This is a genomic window from Micromonospora echinospora (genome assembly GCF_014203425.1).
GTDB lineage: Bacteria > Actinomycetota > Actinomycetes > Mycobacteriales > Micromonosporaceae > Micromonospora > Micromonospora echinospora_A.
Genome location: NZ_JACHJC010000001.1, coordinates 5949029 through 5966084, shown reverse-complemented (window position 1 = coordinate 5966084; position 17056 = coordinate 5949029). Strand labels below are relative to the sequence as shown.

Below are 17056 nucleotides of genomic sequence, written 5' to 3'. Positions count from 1 at the left end.
TTCGCTGACTGCCCCGACATCCACGGTAGCCAGCGAGTCCAGCCCGGTGAGGAAGGCGTGGCGAGAAGTCGATATGACTGAGAGGCATATTTATGACTGCCAGTCATATCGCTCGGAGTGTCAGTCTTCCGGCCGGGCATGACCCTCCGTGACCGAACGACCTGGCACCTCCGGCTCGGTCAGTGGCAGCGTGGGCCAGGCCGCGAGGTCCTGGAGCATCTGCCGGTCGTGGGTGGCGACGACCACCGCGGCCCGGGTCGTCAGCAGGGCGGCGGTGAGGTCGTCGACCAGCGGTGCCGACAGGTGGTTCGTCGGTTCGTCGAGGATCAGCAGGTCGGGACGTTCGGCCAGGCGCAGCGCCAGGTTCAGCCGCCGTTGCTGTCCGTGCGACATCCGGCCCACGGGGGTACGCCGGGCCTCGGCGTCGAGCAGGTTCGTCGCGCTCAGCGGCAGGGTCGTGCCGGAGCCGACGCGCCCGCTGGAGCGGAGCCGGCCCACGTGCTGCTCGTACAGGTCGTGCGCGAGCAGCGCCGGTGGCCAGTCGGGCACCTCCTGACCGAGGTACGCGACGCGCGCGCCGGACAGGTGCCGGACCTCCCCGGTCGACGGGGTGAGGTCGCCGGCCAGCACGGAGAGCAGCGTCGACTTGCCCGCGCCGTTGGGTCCGGTCACCAGCAGGCGGTCACCGCCGCCCAACGTGAGCGTGACCCGGTGGCGCAGGCGCCCGGCCACCGTGACGTCGTGGCATCGCAGGATCGGCAGTCCGGCACGGGTGTCCAGCGGTGGCCAGCGCAGCGGCTGCGGTGGCTCCGGCACGGTGACGCGGTGCGCGTCGAGCGCCTCCTGCCGGCGGCGCAGCGCCTGGACCAGTCCGGGCGCGCGGGACTGGCGCTGGTGCTTGCCGTGTCCCTTCTCCGGACGCCAGCCGGTGCTGAGCCGGTCACGCGCCTCGCGTACCCCGTCGGCCAGCCGCTGGTGCTCGGCCTGCTGTGCCTCGTGGTCGCGTACCCAGTGCGCGAAGTCGCGGCGGCGCCCGTCCTGCCAGGCGGCGTAGTCCCCGGCGTAGCGGCGCGGGCACCCGTCCGCGCTGGGGTCGAGGTCCAGGAACTCCGTGGCCACGTCCCGCAGCAGGGCGCGGTCGTGGGTCACCAGCACGACGCCGCCCGGGTGGTCGCGTAGCCGGGCGGTGAGGAAGGCCAGGCTGTCGGCGTCGAGGTGATTCGTCGGCTCGTCCAGCATCAGCAGGTCGACCCGGGCTCCCAGCAGGCACGCCAGCCGTACGCGGTAGCGCTGCCCGACGGACAGCGTGGCCAGCGGGCGGTCCCGGTCCGGGCACGCGTCGAGGCCGGCCAGCGCCACGTCGACGCGCCGCTGCGCGTCCCAGGCGTCCAGCCGGGTCGCCGCGTCCAGGGCGGCCGCGTACGCGTCGTCGGCGCCCGCCCGGCCCTCGGCCAGCGCGTCGGCGGCGGCGTCCAGCGCCCGCAAGGCGCGTTCGGACTCCCGGATCGCCTCCCGGACGAGCGTGCCCACTGTCTCGCCGTGGCGCGACTCCAGGTTCTGCCGGGCGACGCCGATCGTGCCCAGCCGTTCCACCACGCCCTGGTCGGGCGCGATGAGGCCGGCCAGCACGTGCAGCAGGGTGGTCTTGCCGCGGCCGTTCTCGCCGACGACTGCGAGGCGGGAGGCGGCGGACACGGTCACGCTGACATCGGACAGCACGACCCGGCCGCCGCGTACGACGCGGACGCCGGCGGCCCGGACGTGCGCCCGGTGCCCGGCGGGCAGCGAACCGCCCGAGGTGGACGGGGAGGAAGGAATGTTGTCGAGGTTGTGCACAGTCCGCTCTTCGGCTCGTCGTGGAGCCGGGCAGCGCGAGGACACCGCCCGGCGGGAACGCCAGGACGGCGGAGCAGAGCTGGTACGTCAGAAGAAGCCGGTCACCCTGCCGCCGTCAGCGGAGGGACCAGGGCTTCATGACAGCGGCGTAGAACCTCATGCGGTCGACACTACCCGGGGCCGGGCCGGAGACCGCCGGAGTTATCGGCGGCGGCGGGCGTCGGCCTCGGCGTCGAGCAGGTCGTTCACCGCCAGCGCCGAGTTGATCAGGGCGAGGTGGCTGAACGCCTGCGGATAGTTGCCGATCTGCTCACCGGTGGCGGCGATCTCCTCGGCGTACAGGCCGAGGTGGTTGCTGAAGGTGAACATCTTCTCCAGGGTGAGCCGGGCGTCGTCCAGCCGGCCGGAGCGGGCCAGCGCCTCGACGTACCAGAACGTGCACATGTTGAACGTGCCCTCGTGGCCGGGGAGCCCGTCGGGGGAGTGGACCGGGTCGTAGCGGTGGACCAGGCTGTCCGAGACCAGGTCCCGCTCGATCGACTCAAGGGTGGACAGCCACAGCGGGTCGGTGGGCGTGACGAAGCCGACCGCCGGCATGTAGAGGAGAGCGGCGTCGAGCACGTTCTCGTCGTACGCCTGCACGAAGCTGCCGCGTTCCCGGTGGAAACCGCGGGCCATGACCTGGTTGTAGATCCGGTTGCGCTGTTCGGTCCAGCAGCTCATGTCCCCGGGACGGCCGGTCCGGGTGGCCAGGCGGATGGCCCGGTCCAGCGCCACCCAGGACATCACCCGGCCGAACGTGTAGTTGCGGGGGTGGTGGCGGCTCTCCCAGATGCCGGCGTCGCGCTGGTCCCAGTTGTGGCAGAGCCAGTCGATCAGGCGCACGGTGCTCTTCCACACCTGGTGCGACACGCGGATGCCCTGCTCGTCGGCGAGGTGCATGGCGTAGAGCGCCTCGCCGTGGATGTCGAGCTGAATCTGGTCGGCCGCGCCGTTGCCGATCCGCACCGGACGGGAGCCGCGGTAGCCCTCCAGGTGGTCGAGCACCTCCTCGTGCAGGTCCGAGGACCCGTCCACCCGGTACATGATCTTCAGTGGGTCCTGGTGGTCGCCGGCCTCCCGGATGCGTTCGTCGAGCCAGTCCATGTACCGGCTGACCTCCTCGGTGAACCCGAGGCCGAGCAGCGCGTGCACGGAGAACGAGGTGTCGCGTACCCAGGTGTAGCGGTAGTCCCAGTTGCGGGAGCCGCCGACCAGCTCGGGCAGCGCGGCGGTCGGCGCGGCGATCATCGCGCCGGTCGGCGCGTACGTCATGAGCTTGAGCGTGATGGCCGAGCGCTCGACCATCTCCCGCCAGCGCCCGGTGTAGCGGGAGCGCTCGACCCAGCGCCGCCAGTAGTCCCGGGTCCACTCGAACATGCCCTGGACCTCTTCCGGCGGGATGATCCGGGGCTCCTCGCTGCCGGTCTCCAGGACCACCCCGCCGGTGTCACCCTCCTGCAACGTGCCGTAGGCGATCAGGTCGCCGTCCTCCATGCGGATCTCGCCGGTCTTGGCCCAGAGCTGCCGCACCGGATCGATCGGGTTGAAGGCGAGCGTCGTCGACCGGCTCCGGAACAGGTAGCCGTTGCGGTGCCGCTCCAGCTCGTGGCTCTCCCGGGCGAAGTCGAAGCGCGGCCGGCACTCCACCCGGAAGCGCATGGTGCCCCGCACCATGTTGACCATGCGCACGACGCGGTGCGAGTCGGTGACCCGCTCGCCGGTCACAGGCATGAAGTCCATCACCTCGGCGACGCCGTCCGCGCTGATGAACCGGGTGATCAGGATCGGCGTGCCGGGCAGGTAGAGCTGCTTCGTGACGTACCGGACGTCGTGCGGGGCGATCTGGAAGAAGCCGCCCTTGTCCTTGTCCAGCAACGCGCAGAAGACACTGGGCGAGTCGAAGCGCGGCGCGCAGAACCAGTCGATCGTCCCGTCACAGGTCACCAGCGCCGCGGTCTGGAGGTCGCCGATGAGCCCGTGATCTTCGATCGCCGGATAGCTCTTCACGTCGCCCCCCAGGTTCCGACTGCCCTCTCCGACTCAACCTAGGGGAAGAATTGTCAGGTTAGAGGGGATTCGTGGTCACCCGCCCTCCCGCGCGCCACGCCGGGCCTCGACCGCCCGCCGGGTCTCCTCGTTCACCAGGTCCGCGTTGATCATCGCCGCGGTCCGGGCGCCCGCCGCCGCGGCGGCCCCGACCTGCGCCGACAGGTCGGTCACGTTGCCCGCGACCCACACCCCGGGAACCTCGGTACGCCCCGACTCGTCGGCCGGCAGATACTCGTCCATCCCGCTGGAGTGCGGTTGCGGGCGCAGGCCCAGCGCCGCCAGGAACCCGGCCCGCGCGACCATCCGGGGCGCGACGGTCAGCACCTCACGGTCGACGGTGCGGCCGTCGCGCAGGCGTACCCCGGTCACCCGGTCCCCGGCCACCTCGACGGCCGCGACCTCGCCCTCGACCACCGGCACGCCGCGGGCGGCGAGCTGTTCGGCCTGCTCGTCGGTCAGCGGCGGCGCGGTGTGCCGCAGGTAGACCACGTCGTCGCTCCACTGCCGGAACAGCAGCGTCTGGTGCACCGACATCGGGCCGCTGCCGATCACCCCGATCGGCCGGTCCCGCACCTCCCAGCCGTGGCAGTACGGGCAGTGCACCAGGTCCCGGCCCCAGCGCTCGCGCAGGCCGGGCACCTCGGGCAGCTCGTCGACCAGGCCGGTGGCGACCAGCACGTGAGCGGCGTGTACCCGCCGGCCGTCGGCGAGCGTCACCTCGAAGCCGTCGCCGTCGCGGCTCACCGCCTCGACCCGGCCCTCGGTCAGGTGCCCGCCGTAGCCGCGTACCTCGTCCCGGCCGCGCGCCAGCAGCTCGGCCGGTGGGACGCCGTCGTGGCCCAGCAGCGCGTGCACCCCGTCGGCGGGCGCGTTGCGCGGCTCGCCGCCGTCCACCACGAGCACCGACCGGCGTGCCCGCGCCAGCATCAGCGCGCCGCTCAGCCCGGCCGCGCCGCCGCCGATCACCAGTACCTCGTAGTCCTCACGTACCTCGGTCATCGTGACCACCTCCGCGACCAGACTGCGGCGGGGAAGGGCAGAACCGCAAACCCTCTTGCTGATGTGGCAAACTGGTGGCATGGACGACGAGCTCGACCAGGCCCTCGACGCGGTCGGTCCCCGGCTGCGCGCGCTGCGACGTGAGCGGGAGACCACGCTCGCCGACCTGTCCGCCGCCACCGGCATCTCGGTGAGCACGCTGTCCCGGCTGGAGTCCGGCGGTCGCAAGCCCACGCTGGAGCTGCTGCTCCCGCTCGCCCGCGCGCACGGCGTGACGCTTGACGAGCTGGTCGGCGCCCCGCCCACCGGCGACCCGCGCATCCACCTGCGGCCGGTCGCCGCGTACGGGATGACCATGCTGCCGCTCACCCGCCGGGCCGGGGGAATCCAGGCGTACAAGCTGATCATCCCGGCCGGCGGCCGGTCCGAGCCCGAGCCGAAGACCCACGAGGGGTACGAGTGGGTGTACGTGCTCAACGGGCGGCTGCGGCTCGTGCTCGGCGAGCACGACCTGGTGATGGTCCCCGGTGAAGCGGCCGAGTTCGACACCCGCGTGCCGCACTGGTTCGGGCGTGCCGACAGCGAGGCGGTGGAGTTCCTCAGCCTCTTCGGCAGTCAGGGCGAACGCGCCCACCTGCGCGCCCGCCCCCGCGCGTCGAGCTGACCGGCGACCGCAAACACGCCCACGGCGGCGCGGGCGGCGCGACGATCGGCGGGTGAGCTATGCGGAGGCCGGCGGGCTGCGGATCTGGTACGAGGAGCACGGGACCGGCAAGCCGCTGGTCCTGCTGCACGGCGAGTACGGCTCGACGGAGACGTTCGCGCCGATCCGCCCGGCGCTGGCCGCACGCCGGCGGCTGATCGCCGTCGACCTGCAGGGCCACGGCCGCACCGCCGACGTGGACCGGCCGCTGCGGTACGAGTCGATGGCCGACGACGTCGCCGCGCTGCTGCGGCACCTCGGCCTGCCCCGGGCCGACGTGCTCGGCTACTCCCTCGGCGGCGGGGTGGCCCTGCGTACCGCGATCCAGCACCCCGGCCTGGTCCGGCGCCTGGTGCTGGTCTCCACGCCGTTCCGGCGGCACGGCTGGTACCCGCGCACGCTCGCCGCGATGTCCGCGCACGACGAGCGCGTCGCGCAACAGATGCGCGGCACCCCGCTCCACGAGCGATATGCGCGGGTGGCGCCCCGCCCGCAGGACTGGCAGGCGCTCTGGGCCCGCGGCGGCGAGCTGCTGCGACGGGACTACGACTGGTCCGCCGAGGTGGCCGCGCTGCCGATGCCGGTGCTGCTGGTGTTCGCCGACGCGGACGAAATCCCGGTGAGCCACGCGGCGGAGTTCTTCGGCCTGCTCGGCGGCGGCCACCGGGACGCGGGCGGCGACGGAACCGACCGTCCCGCGTCCCGGCTGGCGGTGCTGCCCGGACTGACCCACTACGACGTGCTGACCTCACCCGCGCTGCCGGCGGCGGTGCTGCCGTTCCTCACCCACCCGGCGCGCGCCCCCGGCTGACTCAGCCCACCAGCGCCGGAGTGTCCGCGCCCGCCGTCGTGCGCGGGCGCAGCAGCGCGTACGCGAGCCCGACGGCGACCACGAGCAGCCCGGCGCCGATCGCGAACGCGAGGTGGAATCCGCTGGTCAGCGCGGCGGCCCGGTCGTCGCCGAGCGCGACCCGGTCCGCGGTACGGGCGGCGGCCAGCGTGGACAGCACCGCGACGCCGAACGCCATGCCGAGCTGCTGGGTGGTGTTGAACAGCCCGGAGGCAAGGCCGGCGTCCTCGGCGCCGGCGGCGGACATGCCGAGCGCGGTCAGCGCCGGCAGCACCAGCCCGAACCCGCCGGCGAGCAGCATCACCGGGAGCACGTCGGGCAGGTAGCGACCGTCCACCGGTACCCGGGCCAGCAGCACGAACATGGCCACCAGCAGGACGAGCCCGGCCAGCAGCACCGCCCGCTCGCCGAAGCGGGCGTTGAGCCGGGCGGAGACGCCCAGCGACACCGCGCCGATGGTGACGGCGGCCGGCAGCAGAGCGAGCCCGGTGCGGGTGGCGTCGTAGCCGAGCACCTGCTGGAGGTAGAGCGTGACGAGCACCTGGAACGCGAACGTCGACGCCACGGTGAGGATCTGGACCGCGTTCGCCACCGCCACGCCGCGCGAGCGCAGGATCCGCAGCGGCATGAGCGGGCGGCGTGCGGTCGCCTGCCGGACGACGAACCCGGCGACCAGCGCGACGGCGAGCGCGCCGAGGCCGAGCGTGCGCGCCGACGTCGCCCCGTACCGCTCGATCGTGACCACCGTGTAGATGCCGAGCACCAGTCCCGCGGTGACCAGCAGCGCACCCGCCACGTCGGCCCCGGCGGCCAGGCCGAGGCCCCGGTCGGCGGGCAGCGTACGGACCGCGATCGCGATAGTGGCCAGGCCGATCGGCAGGTTGATCAGGAAGATCGAGTGCCAGCCCAGCGCATCGGTGAGCAGGCCGCCGGCGACCTGGCCGATGGCCGCCCCGGCGGCGCCGGTGAAGGCGAACACGGCGATCGCCCGGCCCCGCTCGGCGGCGTCGGGAAAGAGCGTGACCAGGATGCCGAGGCTCACCGCGACCGCCGCCGCGCTGCCGACGCCCTGGAGGAAGCGGGCCGCGACCAGGGTGGCGGGCGAGCCGGCCACCCCGGCCAGCACCGACGCGGCGGTGAACAGCGCGGTGCCGCCGAGGAACATCGCCCGGCGTCCGAGCAGATCGCCGAGGCGACCGGCGAGCAGGAGCAGGCTGCCGAAGGCGATCAGGTACGCGTTCACCACCCAGCTCAGGCCGGCCGGGGAGAAGCGCAGGTCGCGCTGTATGGCCGGCATCGCCACGGTGACGACGCTGCCGTCGAGAATGGTCATCAGGGCGCTGGTGGCGAGCACGCCGAGCGCGATCTGACGCGAGCGGGGAGCGGACATGGAGTCCTCCTGTCGAGAGGTGCGACAGGAGGGACCGTAGCGGATAGTTCCGTTACAGACAATCTCTTTGGGAACTACTGGCGGGCGCGGCGTGCCGGTTTCGGGCTCGGCACCGGATTGGCCAGGTGGCCGGCGGTCAGGCGCTCCAGCGCGCGCAGGAAGACGTCCCGCTCCTCGTCCGGCAGGCTCGCCAGCGTCTCGGCGTGCACCCGGTCGACGATCTCCTGGCTGCGCGCCGCGACCCGGGCGCCCTCCTCGGTCACCGCGATGATCCGGGCCCGCCGGTCGGTACGCGACGGACGCCGCACCGCCAGGCCGGCCCGCTCCAGCGCGTCCACCGTCACCACCATCGTGGTCTTGTCCATGTCGCCCATCTCGGCGAGCTGGATCTGCGTACGCTCCTCGGGCAGCGCGTGCGCCAGCACACAGTGCATCCGCGCGGTCAGCCCGATCTCGGCCAGGGCCGCCGCCACCCGGGTGCGCAGCACGTGACTGGTGTGGTCGAGCAGGTACGACAGGTCCGGGGTGCTCATCCGCCCAGCGTACCGACGGGTCCGTGCCGGATGATCCGACGCGGACCCGCTCCGACCGCGGATACGATCTTGTGGGATGTCGTCGGCAAGAGAGGTTTGGTGCGGTGAGCGACGTGCACAGCAGGCAAGTGATGGTGGGTTACGACGGGTCTCCGGCCGCGAGCGCCGCCATCGAGGCGGGTGCGCTGCTGTTCCCCGGCGCGCACGCATGGATCGGGCATCTGTGGACGCCACCGTTCGCCAGCGAAGAACTGCGTAAGCGCCTCTGGACCGGCAAGCGCAACATCAACGCGTTCGTGGAGGCGATCGAGCGCGAGGGCGGCCGGGAGGCCGACCGGCTCACCTCCGTCGGCGTGATGCTGGCCCGCGCGGCCGGCTGGGACGCCGAGCCGCTCGTGTGCCGCAGCTACGGCGGGGAAGGGCTCCGGCTCGCCGAACTGGCCGACGAGAAGCAGACCGACGTGCTGCTGCTCGGCTCGCGCGGGCTGGGCGGCGCCCGGGCCGTGCTCGGCAGCGTCTCGGACATGGCGGTGCACTACAGCCCGCGGCCAGTCCTGGTGGTGCCGCACCCGCTGCTCACCGACGAGCACGACGCGCTCGCCGCCGGACCGGTCGTGGTCGGCTGGGACGCCTCCGCCGGCGCCGAGGCGGCGCTCGACTCCACCCGGCGCCTCTTCCCCGAGCGGGACGTCGCCCTGGTCGCCGTCGACGGCGACGAGGGCGAGACGCCCACGCCGGACACGGCCGGTGGACAGGTCACCACCGTGCGGGTGAGCGCCGGGCGCGGCGCCCAGGGGCGCGCGGTGGCCGAGGCGCTCGCCGCCGTCGCCACCGAGCACAAGGCGAGCACTGTGGTGGTCGGCTCGCGCGGACGGACTGCGATGCGCAAGATCCTGCTCGGCAGCGTCGCCATGGCCACCCTGCACCGCGCCCACCGGCCGGTGATGGTGGTGCCGCAGAGCCCGGTCCGCGAAGCGGAGTAACAGTCGGCGCGGCCCGAGACGACGCAAGCATCACGGGTGCCTCCCGGCCGGGGAGGCACCCGCTTCGTCACCGGCGCCCGCGGCGCAGCCGCCGGTACGCCGCCAGCCCGATGAGCGCCAGCGCCACCAGGCCCGCCCCCCACCACGCCCGGCCGCCGGGACCGGACGGCGGATCGGCCTCCCGGACCCGGCCGGCGCGCACCACCGAGTCCGCCACGTCCACGGCGAGCACCTGGTCCGGCGCGGTGAGCAGCGTGACCGGGGCAGCGGCGCCCGGTGTCAGGCTCAGCACCCGGATCGAGCGCACGTTGGCGTACGCGGTCCGCTGGTCCATCGCCAGCCCGTCGGCGTACCAGCCCGGCGCGTTCGGCTCGGGCCGGTACGCGACCACCCACGCGCTCCCGTCCGGCTGCCACCCCAGCAGCCGGATCGCCGTCATACCGGAGACGGCTGCCAGCGCGGGTGCCGACAGCTCCCGCCCGTCGGTGTCGACCCGGCGCAGCCGCCACCGGTCGCCGGTCGCCTCGTGGGCGACCAGAGTCAGCGAGCCGTCGGGCAGCCAGGCCCCCTTGCCGGCCAGCGCGGTGCCGGTCGGCAACGCGAACGAGGAGATCTGCCGCCCGTCCGTGCTGCTCACGAGCACCTTCGTGCCGACCTGGTAGGCCAGCCGCGACCCGTCGGCGGCGAACGCCACCGGCGAGCCGAACACCGGCAGCTGCGTGGTCTCCAGCAGGCGGACCGCCCGGCCGGTGTCCAGCCGCACCAGGCTGAGCGTGTTGACGTACGAGCTGCGCTCCGGATTCGCCGGAGTGGTGTCCACGACCACCAGCGCGGACCCGTCCGGCGCCCACCCGGCCGGCGCGGTCGCCACACTGCCCGGCCGAGGGCTGGGCAGCCGCCGGACCGTGCCGCCGGCGAGGTCGATCACGTCCACGCCGGGGCTGGTGGGCGACCCGTCGGGCGCCGCGAGGAACCGCCCGTCCGGGGAGAGCAGGACCCCTTCCCCGGCCGGCGCCTCGAAACCGACAGTCCACGTCCGGTACCGGTCCGCGTCCGCCCCGACGATGCCGACAGTGCCGTTCTCGTCGACCAGGCCGGTCAGCCCTCGGGCCTGCCCGCTGAACACCACCGACGCCGGGCCGAGCGCGGGCCGGTCGGTGGCCTTCAACGCGCCGAACGGCGGCAGCCCGAGCCGGTCCGGCAGCGCCGCACCGCCCGAGCCCGCCGGCGCGGTCCGGCCCTCCCCGCGTACCGTCAGCGGCACGGCCGCCACCAGCGCCAGCACCGCCGTGACCACCGCGGCGGTCCGCCACCGCGTGCGCCGCGCGGTCCGCACCGCCCGGTCGTGCACCGGGTACGCGGGCACCCCGGCCGCCGCCTCCCGCAACGCCTCCCGCAGCCGTACGCTCATCGCTCGCTCCTTTCCGGAGTCCGCTCCAGAAGCTCGGGGGCCAGCTCGCGCAGCCGGCGTACGGCGTCGTGCCCGTGCCGCTTCACGGTGCCCACCGAGCAGCCGAGCACCTCGGCCACCTGCGCCTCGGTCAGATCCTCGTAGTACCGCAGCACCACCACGGCCCGCTGCCGGGCGGTGAGCCGCCGCAGTGCCGCCACCACGCTCAGCCGCAGCGCCGTCGCGTCGGTGTGGTCGCCGCCGCCGCGCTCGGCCGGCATCGGGTCCAGCCGCTCGGCCACCCGCCGACGGCGCCACCAGGAGACCTGCTGGTGGTACATGACCCGGCGCACGTACGCCTCCGGATCCCCGTCGCGGATCCGCCGCCAGTGGCGGTAGGTGCGGGCCAGCGCGCTCTGCAACAGGTCCTCGGCGAGCTGGTGATCGCCGGTCAGCAGGTACGCGGTCCGCGACAACGCGGGTGACCGCTGCACCACGAACTCGCGGAACGACTCCGACATGCCCACCCCCTCACCGCAATGAACGCCGGTCGAGCCCTCGATGGTTGAGGCAGCCGTCCGGAGGCGGTCGCTGGCACCCGTCGATGTGCGGCAACTATTCTCGGGTCACAAGCCAGTCGCCGTCTGACGGAGTGGTCGATGCGTAAGGGCCTGGTCGCGGATCGGCATGCGCAGGGGGACGGCCGCAGAGGCAACCTCGGCGCGCTGCTCCGGCGCGTCCACCTGACCGGCCCGGTGACGCGCGTCGAGCTGGCCGAGTGGATGGGCGTCAACCGCAGCACGGTCATGGCGCTCACCGCGGAACTGGCGTCGGCCGGCCTGGTCCGGGAGGTGGCGGCCGGCGGCAGCGGACGGGCGGGACGACCCTCGCTTGTGGTCCGCCCGGCCTCGGACACCGTCTACGTCCTCGCCTTCGACATCGCCGTGGACCGGCTCGTGGCCGCCCGCGTCGGGCTCGGCGGCGTGGTGTCGGCTCGCCTGGAGGCGGAACGGCCACGGGCCGGGGCCGACCTGGACTCCGTGGTCTCGGTGCTCGCCGACTTCGGGCGGGCGCTGCACCACGCCGCGCCACCCGGATCGGTGTGCGTCGGTGTCGGCGCGTCGTACTGCGGGATGATCCGGCCCGGCGACGGCATGGTCCGCTTCGGACCGGACATGGGCTGGGTGGACCAGGCGTTCGGCGCCGAGCTGGCCGGGCGGCTGGATCTGGGCCTGCCCGTCCTGGTCGGCAACGAGGCGCACCTCGGAGCCCTGGCCGAGCACCAGCGCGGCGCGGGTGCCGGAGTGCAGAACGTGGTCTACCTGCACGGTGACGTGGGTGTCGGCGGCGGGATCATCGTCAGCGGTGAGCTGCTCGACGGCGACGGCGGGTACGCCTCCGAGGTCGGGCACATGCTCGTGAACCCGTACCAGGGGCGGCCCTGCGGCTGCGGCTCGCGTGGGTGCCTGGAGGCCGAGGTCGGTGAGCGGGCGCTGCTCGACGCCGCCGGCCGCCCGGCGGGGGAGAAGGGGCGCGAGGCGGTACGGGCCGTGGTCGCAGCCGCCGCGCGGGGCGAGCCGGCCGCCCAGGACGCGCTGCGGCACATCGGCGACTGGCTGGGCATCGGCGTGGCGAACGTGATCAACCTGTTCAACCCCGGCGTGGTGATCTTCGGGGGCACGCTCAGCGAGGTCTTTCCGGTCTGCGCCGCCCACGTCCGCAGCCGGATCGCCGCCAACGTGCTGCCCATCTCGCGCGACAAGGCCCGGCTGCGCGTGTCCGCGCTCGGCTACGACGCCACCTTGATCGGCGCCGCCGAACTGGGCTTCACCCCCTTGTTCGCCGACCCCCTGGGCGTCCCCACTTCCGGGTGAGGCCGCACCGCCGCGCGTCCGCGGCCTCTTGAGCGCGTTGATCTTGCAGTTCCAGCCCCGACGAAGTGCACCAAAGGGGCATTTCAGGGGCCGAAACTGCAAGATCACCGGGGCGAGGCGGGGCGGGGCGGGGGGTCAGGGGGTCAGGCGGTGGGTGAGCCAGGGGAGCAGGGACTCGCCCTGTAGGCGCTGGAACGCCCGTACCGTCGGGATGCCGGGTGGTGGTGGCTGGCGGGCACCGTCGAGGAAGAACCCGGTGAGGCGGCCAGCGCACCGGTCAGGTCGGCCGGGTCGACATTCGCGGTCAGTCGCTGGGCGGCCAGCAGCGCGTCGGGGTCGTGGCCGCCGTGCACCTGCACGTTGACGACGGTGAGCAGGGTGTCCAGCCAGGCCGGCCCCCGGCAGGCCCAGGGCCAGTCGACGACGGTGACCGATCCGTCCGGGCCGAGCAGCAGGTTGTCGGCGCGGACGTCGACGTGGCAGAGCGTGTCACCGGCGAGCGCGGCCAGGCCCCGGTCGGCGGCGGCGCACAGTTCGGGCAGGTGGGACCGGGCCCACGGGTCGAGGTCGGCCGGCGGGTCGGCGGCGATGCGCCGCCAGCCGTCGAAGTCGTGCGCGAGGTGTTCGGCGGCGGTGGTGGTACCGGCGGCGGCGGGCGCCGGGGTGAGCGCCGCCGCCATGGTCTCCAGCGTGGACAGCACGGCGGTCAGCTCACCGGTACGCCACGGGGTGGCGGGGTGCCGGCCCTCGACGTCGGCGAAGACGAGCGCGATCCAGTGGCCGTCGTCGTAGTTGCCGAGCAGCCGGGGTGCGGGCGCGTCCGGGGGCAGGGCGGCGGCGATCCGGGCCTCGGCGCGGTGCAGCGTCGGGCTGCGGTCGTTCTGCGCCGGGCTCACCGCCTTGACGAAGGCCCGGCCACCACCGGCGGTGCGGACCCGGTCGGCGGTGCCGGGGGAGAAGCCGCCCGGCTGCGAGTGCGCCGCCACCACCCGGTCGCCGAGGACGGCCTCGACCCCGTCGCGTACGTGTGCGGGCAGTTCGTGCCAGTGCAGCCGAGTCTTCGTCACCGTCCCACGGTGCGTGCCGCCCGCCGTCCGGGGCAACCGGGTTAACCGTTGCGCGTGTAGTGCAGGACGACCACGCCGGCGTCGAACGGGCGCGCCGAGGTGAGCGTGAGCCGCCGCGGATCGAAGCCGGTGTCGACGAGCTTGATGCCGCTGCCGACGACCACCGGGTTGACCTTGACCACCAGCTCGTCGATCTCGTCCAGAAGCTGGCCGGCGAGCTGCCCGCCACCGCAGAGCCAGATGTCGCGTCCGGGCCGGGTCTTCAGCTCGTGGACGAGGGCCGCCGCGTCACCGGCGACGACCTCGACGTCCGGGTAGTCGGCCGCGGGAAGAGAGCGGCTGAAGACGTACTGCTTCAGGTGGGCGTAGGGGCTGGCCTCGCCGAGCTTCAGGCCCGGCTCGTAGCTGCCGCGGCCCATCAGCACGGTGTCGAAGCGGCCGCTGGGCGGGGACTCGATGCCGAGCTGGGCGTGGGCGAACGTGGGCAGCGTCTGGGGCCACTCGGCCACCAGGTGGGGCGCCAGGTCGGGCGTCAGCGGGAGGAAGTCGAACGACCCGTCGGGCGCGGCGATGAAGCCGTCGAGGGTGCTGGCGACGAAATAGACGAGCTTGCGCAAACCGGCTCCGATGTCCGAGGTTATCCACGACGGCTGTCGTGGTTCGGAGATGAATGTACAACACCTGTCGTGGTTATTGCTAGTGTGTTCGCGTGGCCAGGAACCCGGAACGCCGTACCCTGCTCGCCGACGCCGGTCTGCGGGTGCTCGCCGACGCGGGCGCGCGCGGCCTGACCCACCGGGCGGTCGACGCCGAGGCGGGCGTGCCCACCGGCACCACCTCGAACTACTTCCCGTCCCGCGCGGCGCTGCTCGCCGGCCTGGCCGAACGGATCTTCGCCCGGATCGCGCCCGACCCGGCCGTGCTCGCCGACCTCGGGCGCCGCGAGCCGTCGCTCGCGCTGATGACCGACTACCTGCGCGACATCGTCGCGCGCACCACCCGCGAGCCGGGCCTCACCCGGGCGCTGTTCGAACTGCGGCTGGAGGCCGCCCGCCGCCCCGAGTTGCGGTCCGCGCTCGGCGGCGTGCTCCGCCAGGGGTACGCCGACGACGCCGCCCACCACCTCGCCGCCGGCCTGCCGGGCGGGGCGTACGAGGTGGCGCTGCTGCACTACGCCGTCGACGGGCTCCTGCTCGACCTGCTCACCACCTCTATCGACGCCGGGTTCGACACCGATCAGGTGGTCTCCGACCTCGTCTCCCGTCTGGTCGGCGGCGCCGCCGACTGAGCGCCCTCGCCACTCCCGGCGCACGTTAAGCCGGGGCGACCAGCGGGAACGCTGGGCCGGACGCCCCTGGGAAGGAGCAACGGATGAGGGATCGCACCGGACTGACCATCGGCGTGCTCGGGTCGTACGGCGGCCGTAACCTCGGCGACGAGGCGATCCTCACGGGTCTCCTGGACGACCTGCGCCGGCACGAGCCGAACGCCCGGATCATCGTGTTCTCCCGCAACCCGGCGCACACCGCGCTGGCCCACCCCGAGGTCGAGGCGGTGCCGTGGGAGGGCGTCAGCCGCGTCGACTCGTCCCCGGTGCTCAACCAGCTCGACCTGCTCGTCCTCGGCGGCGGCGGGATCCTCTACGACAAGGAGGCCCGGCGCTACCTGCGGGTGGTCCGGGTCGCCCAGGAACGCGGGCTGCCGCTGCTCACGTACGCGGTCGGGGTCGGCCCGCTCAGCGACACGCTCGACAGCGGCATGGTGCGCGAGACGCTGGCGCAGGCCGTCGAGGTGACCGTCCGCGACCAGGAGTCGCGGATGGTGCTGGAGGAGGCGGGCCTGGTCAACCCCATCACCGTCACCGCCGATCCGGCGTTCCTGCTGAAACCGGAGGAGTTCCCCGAGCAGTGGCTGCGCGAGGAGGGCGTGCCGTCCGGCTCCCGGCTGGTCGGGCTGAGCGTGCGTGAGCCGGGCCGGGCAGCCGAACGGCTCGATGTGGACGGCTACCACCGCCTGCTCGCCCAGATCGGCGACTTCCTGGTGCACCGGATCGACGCGCACGTGCTGTTCGTGCCGATGGAACGCGACGACATCCGGCACTCCCACGGCGTGCTGTCGCACATGACCGCCGCCGACCGGGGCCGCATCCTGCACGGCGACTACCGCCCGGCGCAGATCCTCGGCCTGATGCGCCACTTCGACCTCGCGGTCGGCATGCGGCTGCACTTCCTGATCTTCGCGGCCATGATGGGCACCCCGTTCCTGCCGCTGCCGTACGCCGGAAAGGTCTTCGACCTGGCCCAGCGGCTCGGGGTGCCGGCGCTGCGCGGCGTGGAACGGGAGGTCGAGGGTCCGCTGCTGGCCGAGGTGGACCGGCTGTGGGACGAGCGGGCGGCGCGGGCCGACGAGACCGCGCGCCGGGTGGCGGAGGTCTGCGAGCAGGCGCGGGGAACCTCGCAGGTGACCCGCAGCGTGCTGGACAGCATCCGGGCCCGGTCGCTGACCCCCGCGGTCTGAGCCGGGTCGTCAGACCGCCGGGCCGCGCCAGGAGTAGACCCACTCCCGGCCCGGCTGCTCGCCCGACTCCAGCTCGTAGATCTGTGCCTCCGCGAGCCCCTTCGACCCGAGGTGGTGGTGGGTCAGCGGGGGCCGGCCGTTGCTGTCCAGCTCGACGGTGACGGTCTCGCCGTCGGCCGCGCCGCCCACCAGGGGGATCTGCACCGTGGAAGCCATGCGCCCATCCTGCCCCGGCCGGCCCGCCCGCGCAGGGGATCACGCGGGGCAGCGAAACGGGTACAGCGCGTACTAGGGTCCGGGAATGGCGCACCCGACGATCGATCCGACTCTCGGTCCGGTCCTCGCCCGTACGGGCGGCGAACGGGCGATCCTCGACGCGTTCCTCGACTTCCACCGCGGCAACATGCTGCGCAAGGTGCGCGGCCTGACCGATGCCGACGCAGCCCGGCGTCTGGTGCCCTCGCTCACCACGCTGGCCGGGCTGCTCCGGCACCTGACAGTGGTCGAGGGGAACTGGTTCCGCTGCCTGTTCGCCCCAGAGCCGGGCGACGTCTACGTCACCTCCCAGGCCGACGCCGACGCCAGTTTCACGCTGTCAGCCGGCGACACGGTCGCCTCGCTGGCCGCCGCGTACGAGGCGGCCTGTGACCGGTCCCGCGAGGTGGCCGCGCGGTTCGACCTCGACCACGTGGTGCCGCACCCGCAGCTCGGCGAGGTGTCGCTGCGCTGGGTGCTTGTGCACCTGATCGAGGAGACCGCCCGGCACGCCGGGCACGCCGACATCCTGCGCGAGCTGACCGACGGCGAGACCGGCGCGATCTGA

The 17056-nt window shown here is 73.7% G+C and carries 16 protein-coding genes and 1 pseudogene; 7 read left to right on the top strand and 10 right to left on the bottom strand.

What is annotated here, in order from left to right; translation table 11 throughout:
• Positions 1–120 precede the first annotated feature (120 nt).
• From FHU28_RS26655 to FHU28_RS26645, 3 genes are all read right to left on the bottom strand, one after another.
• A complete protein-coding gene (locus FHU28_RS26655; RefSeq protein ID WP_311773659.1) occupies positions 121–1836 on the bottom strand; it encodes an ATP-binding cassette domain-containing protein in 1716 nt (571 codons plus the stop codon).
• Between the two features lie 201 nt (positions 1837–2037).
• Complete coding sequence (locus FHU28_RS26650) at positions 2038–3885, bottom strand: glycoside hydrolase family 15 protein (protein ID WP_184687196.1); 1848 nt, start codon at positions 3883–3885, stop codon at positions 2038–2040.
• 75 nt (positions 3886–3960) lie between these two features.
• Positions 3961–4926 (bottom strand): NAD(P)/FAD-dependent oxidoreductase, encoded by a 966-nt coding sequence (locus FHU28_RS26645; RefSeq protein WP_184687194.1) that lies wholly within the window; start codon positions 4924–4926, stop codon positions 3961–3963.
• 79 nt (positions 4927–5005) lie between these two features.
• Between FHU28_RS26645 and FHU28_RS26640 the strand changes: the two genes are divergently transcribed.
• Positions 5006–5590 (top strand): helix-turn-helix domain-containing protein, encoded by a 585-nt coding sequence (locus FHU28_RS26640; protein ID WP_184687192.1) that lies wholly within the window; start codon positions 5006–5008, stop codon positions 5588–5590.
• A gap of 52 nt (positions 5591–5642) precedes the next feature.
• Positions 5643–6440 (top strand): alpha/beta fold hydrolase, encoded by a 798-nt coding sequence (locus FHU28_RS26635; RefSeq protein WP_184687190.1) that lies wholly within the window; start codon positions 5643–5645, stop codon positions 6438–6440.
• A gap of 1 nt (position 6441) precedes the next feature.
• On the opposite strand, the gene FHU28_RS26630 is transcribed toward FHU28_RS26635, so the two are convergent.
• A complete protein-coding gene (locus FHU28_RS26630) occupies positions 6442–7869 on the bottom strand; it encodes an MFS transporter (protein ID WP_184687188.1) in 1428 nt (475 codons plus the stop codon).
• Positions 7870–7943: 74 nt separating this feature from the next.
• On the bottom strand, positions 7944–8402 hold the full coding sequence (locus FHU28_RS26625) for a MarR family winged helix-turn-helix transcriptional regulator (RefSeq protein ID WP_184687186.1): 459 nt from the start codon (positions 8400–8402) through the stop codon (positions 7944–7946).
• A 131-nt stretch (positions 8403–8533) separates the two neighbouring features.
• On the opposite strand from FHU28_RS26625, the gene FHU28_RS26620 reads away from it, so the two are divergent.
• Positions 8534–9385, top strand: a complete 852-nt coding sequence (locus FHU28_RS26620) for a universal stress protein (protein ID WP_184689949.1) — start codon at positions 8534–8536, stop codon at positions 9383–9385.
• A gap of 67 nt (positions 9386–9452) precedes the next feature.
• Here the strand turns inward: FHU28_RS26620 and FHU28_RS26615 are convergent, their stop codons facing one another.
• Both FHU28_RS26615 and FHU28_RS26610 read right to left on the bottom strand, forming a co-directional pair.
• Complete coding sequence (locus tag FHU28_RS26615) at positions 9453–10796, bottom strand: TolB family protein (protein WP_184687183.1); 1344 nt, start codon at positions 10794–10796, stop codon at positions 9453–9455.
• The gene (locus FHU28_RS26610) at positions 10793–11296 is read right to left on the bottom strand and encodes a SigE family RNA polymerase sigma factor (RefSeq protein ID WP_073831933.1); all 504 of its coding nucleotides are present in this window, start codon (positions 11294–11296) and stop codon (positions 10793–10795) included. Before FHU28_RS26610 ends, FHU28_RS26615 begins: the two co-directional genes overlap by 4 nt.
• A 138-nt stretch (positions 11297–11434) precedes the next feature.
• On the opposite strand from FHU28_RS26610, the gene FHU28_RS26605 reads away from it, so the two are divergent.
• Positions 11435–12649, top strand: coding sequence for an ROK family transcriptional regulator (locus FHU28_RS26605; protein ID WP_184687180.1), 1215 nt, complete (start codon positions 11435–11437; stop codon positions 12647–12649).
• Between the two features lie 135 nt (positions 12650–12784).
• Here the strand turns inward: FHU28_RS26605 and FHU28_RS26600 are convergent.
• Positions 12785–13716: pseudogene (locus FHU28_RS26600) on the bottom strand (phosphotransferase family protein).
• Positions 13717–13757: 41 nt separating this feature from the next.
• Complete coding sequence (locus FHU28_RS26595; RefSeq protein ID WP_184687177.1) at positions 13758–14333, bottom strand: dihydrofolate reductase family protein; 576 nt, start codon at positions 14331–14333, stop codon at positions 13758–13760.
• A 92-nt stretch (positions 14334–14425) separates the two neighbouring features.
• Here FHU28_RS26595 and FHU28_RS26590 point away from each other — a divergent pair, with 92 nt between their 5' ends.
• Entirely contained in the window at positions 14426–15004 is a 579-nt protein-coding gene (locus FHU28_RS26590) for a TetR/AcrR family transcriptional regulator (protein WP_184687175.1), read from the top strand.
• Between the two features lie 83 nt (positions 15005–15087).
• Entirely contained in the window at positions 15088–16233 is a 1146-nt protein-coding gene (locus FHU28_RS26585; protein ID WP_184687173.1) for a polysaccharide pyruvyl transferase family protein, read from the top strand.
• Between the two features lie 9 nt (positions 16234–16242).
• Here FHU28_RS26585 and FHU28_RS26580 read toward each other — a convergent pair whose 3' ends face one another.
• Positions 16243–16449 carry a hypothetical protein gene (locus FHU28_RS26580; protein WP_184687164.1) on the bottom strand — a complete coding sequence of 69 codons (207 nt, stop codon included), beginning with the start codon at positions 16447–16449 and terminating at the stop codon, positions 16243–16245.
• Positions 16450–16534: 85 nt separating this feature from the next.
• On the opposite strand from FHU28_RS26580, the gene FHU28_RS26575 reads away from it, so the two are divergent.
• Entirely contained in the window at positions 16535–17056 is a 522-nt protein-coding gene (locus FHU28_RS26575; protein ID WP_184687161.1) for a DinB family protein, read from the top strand.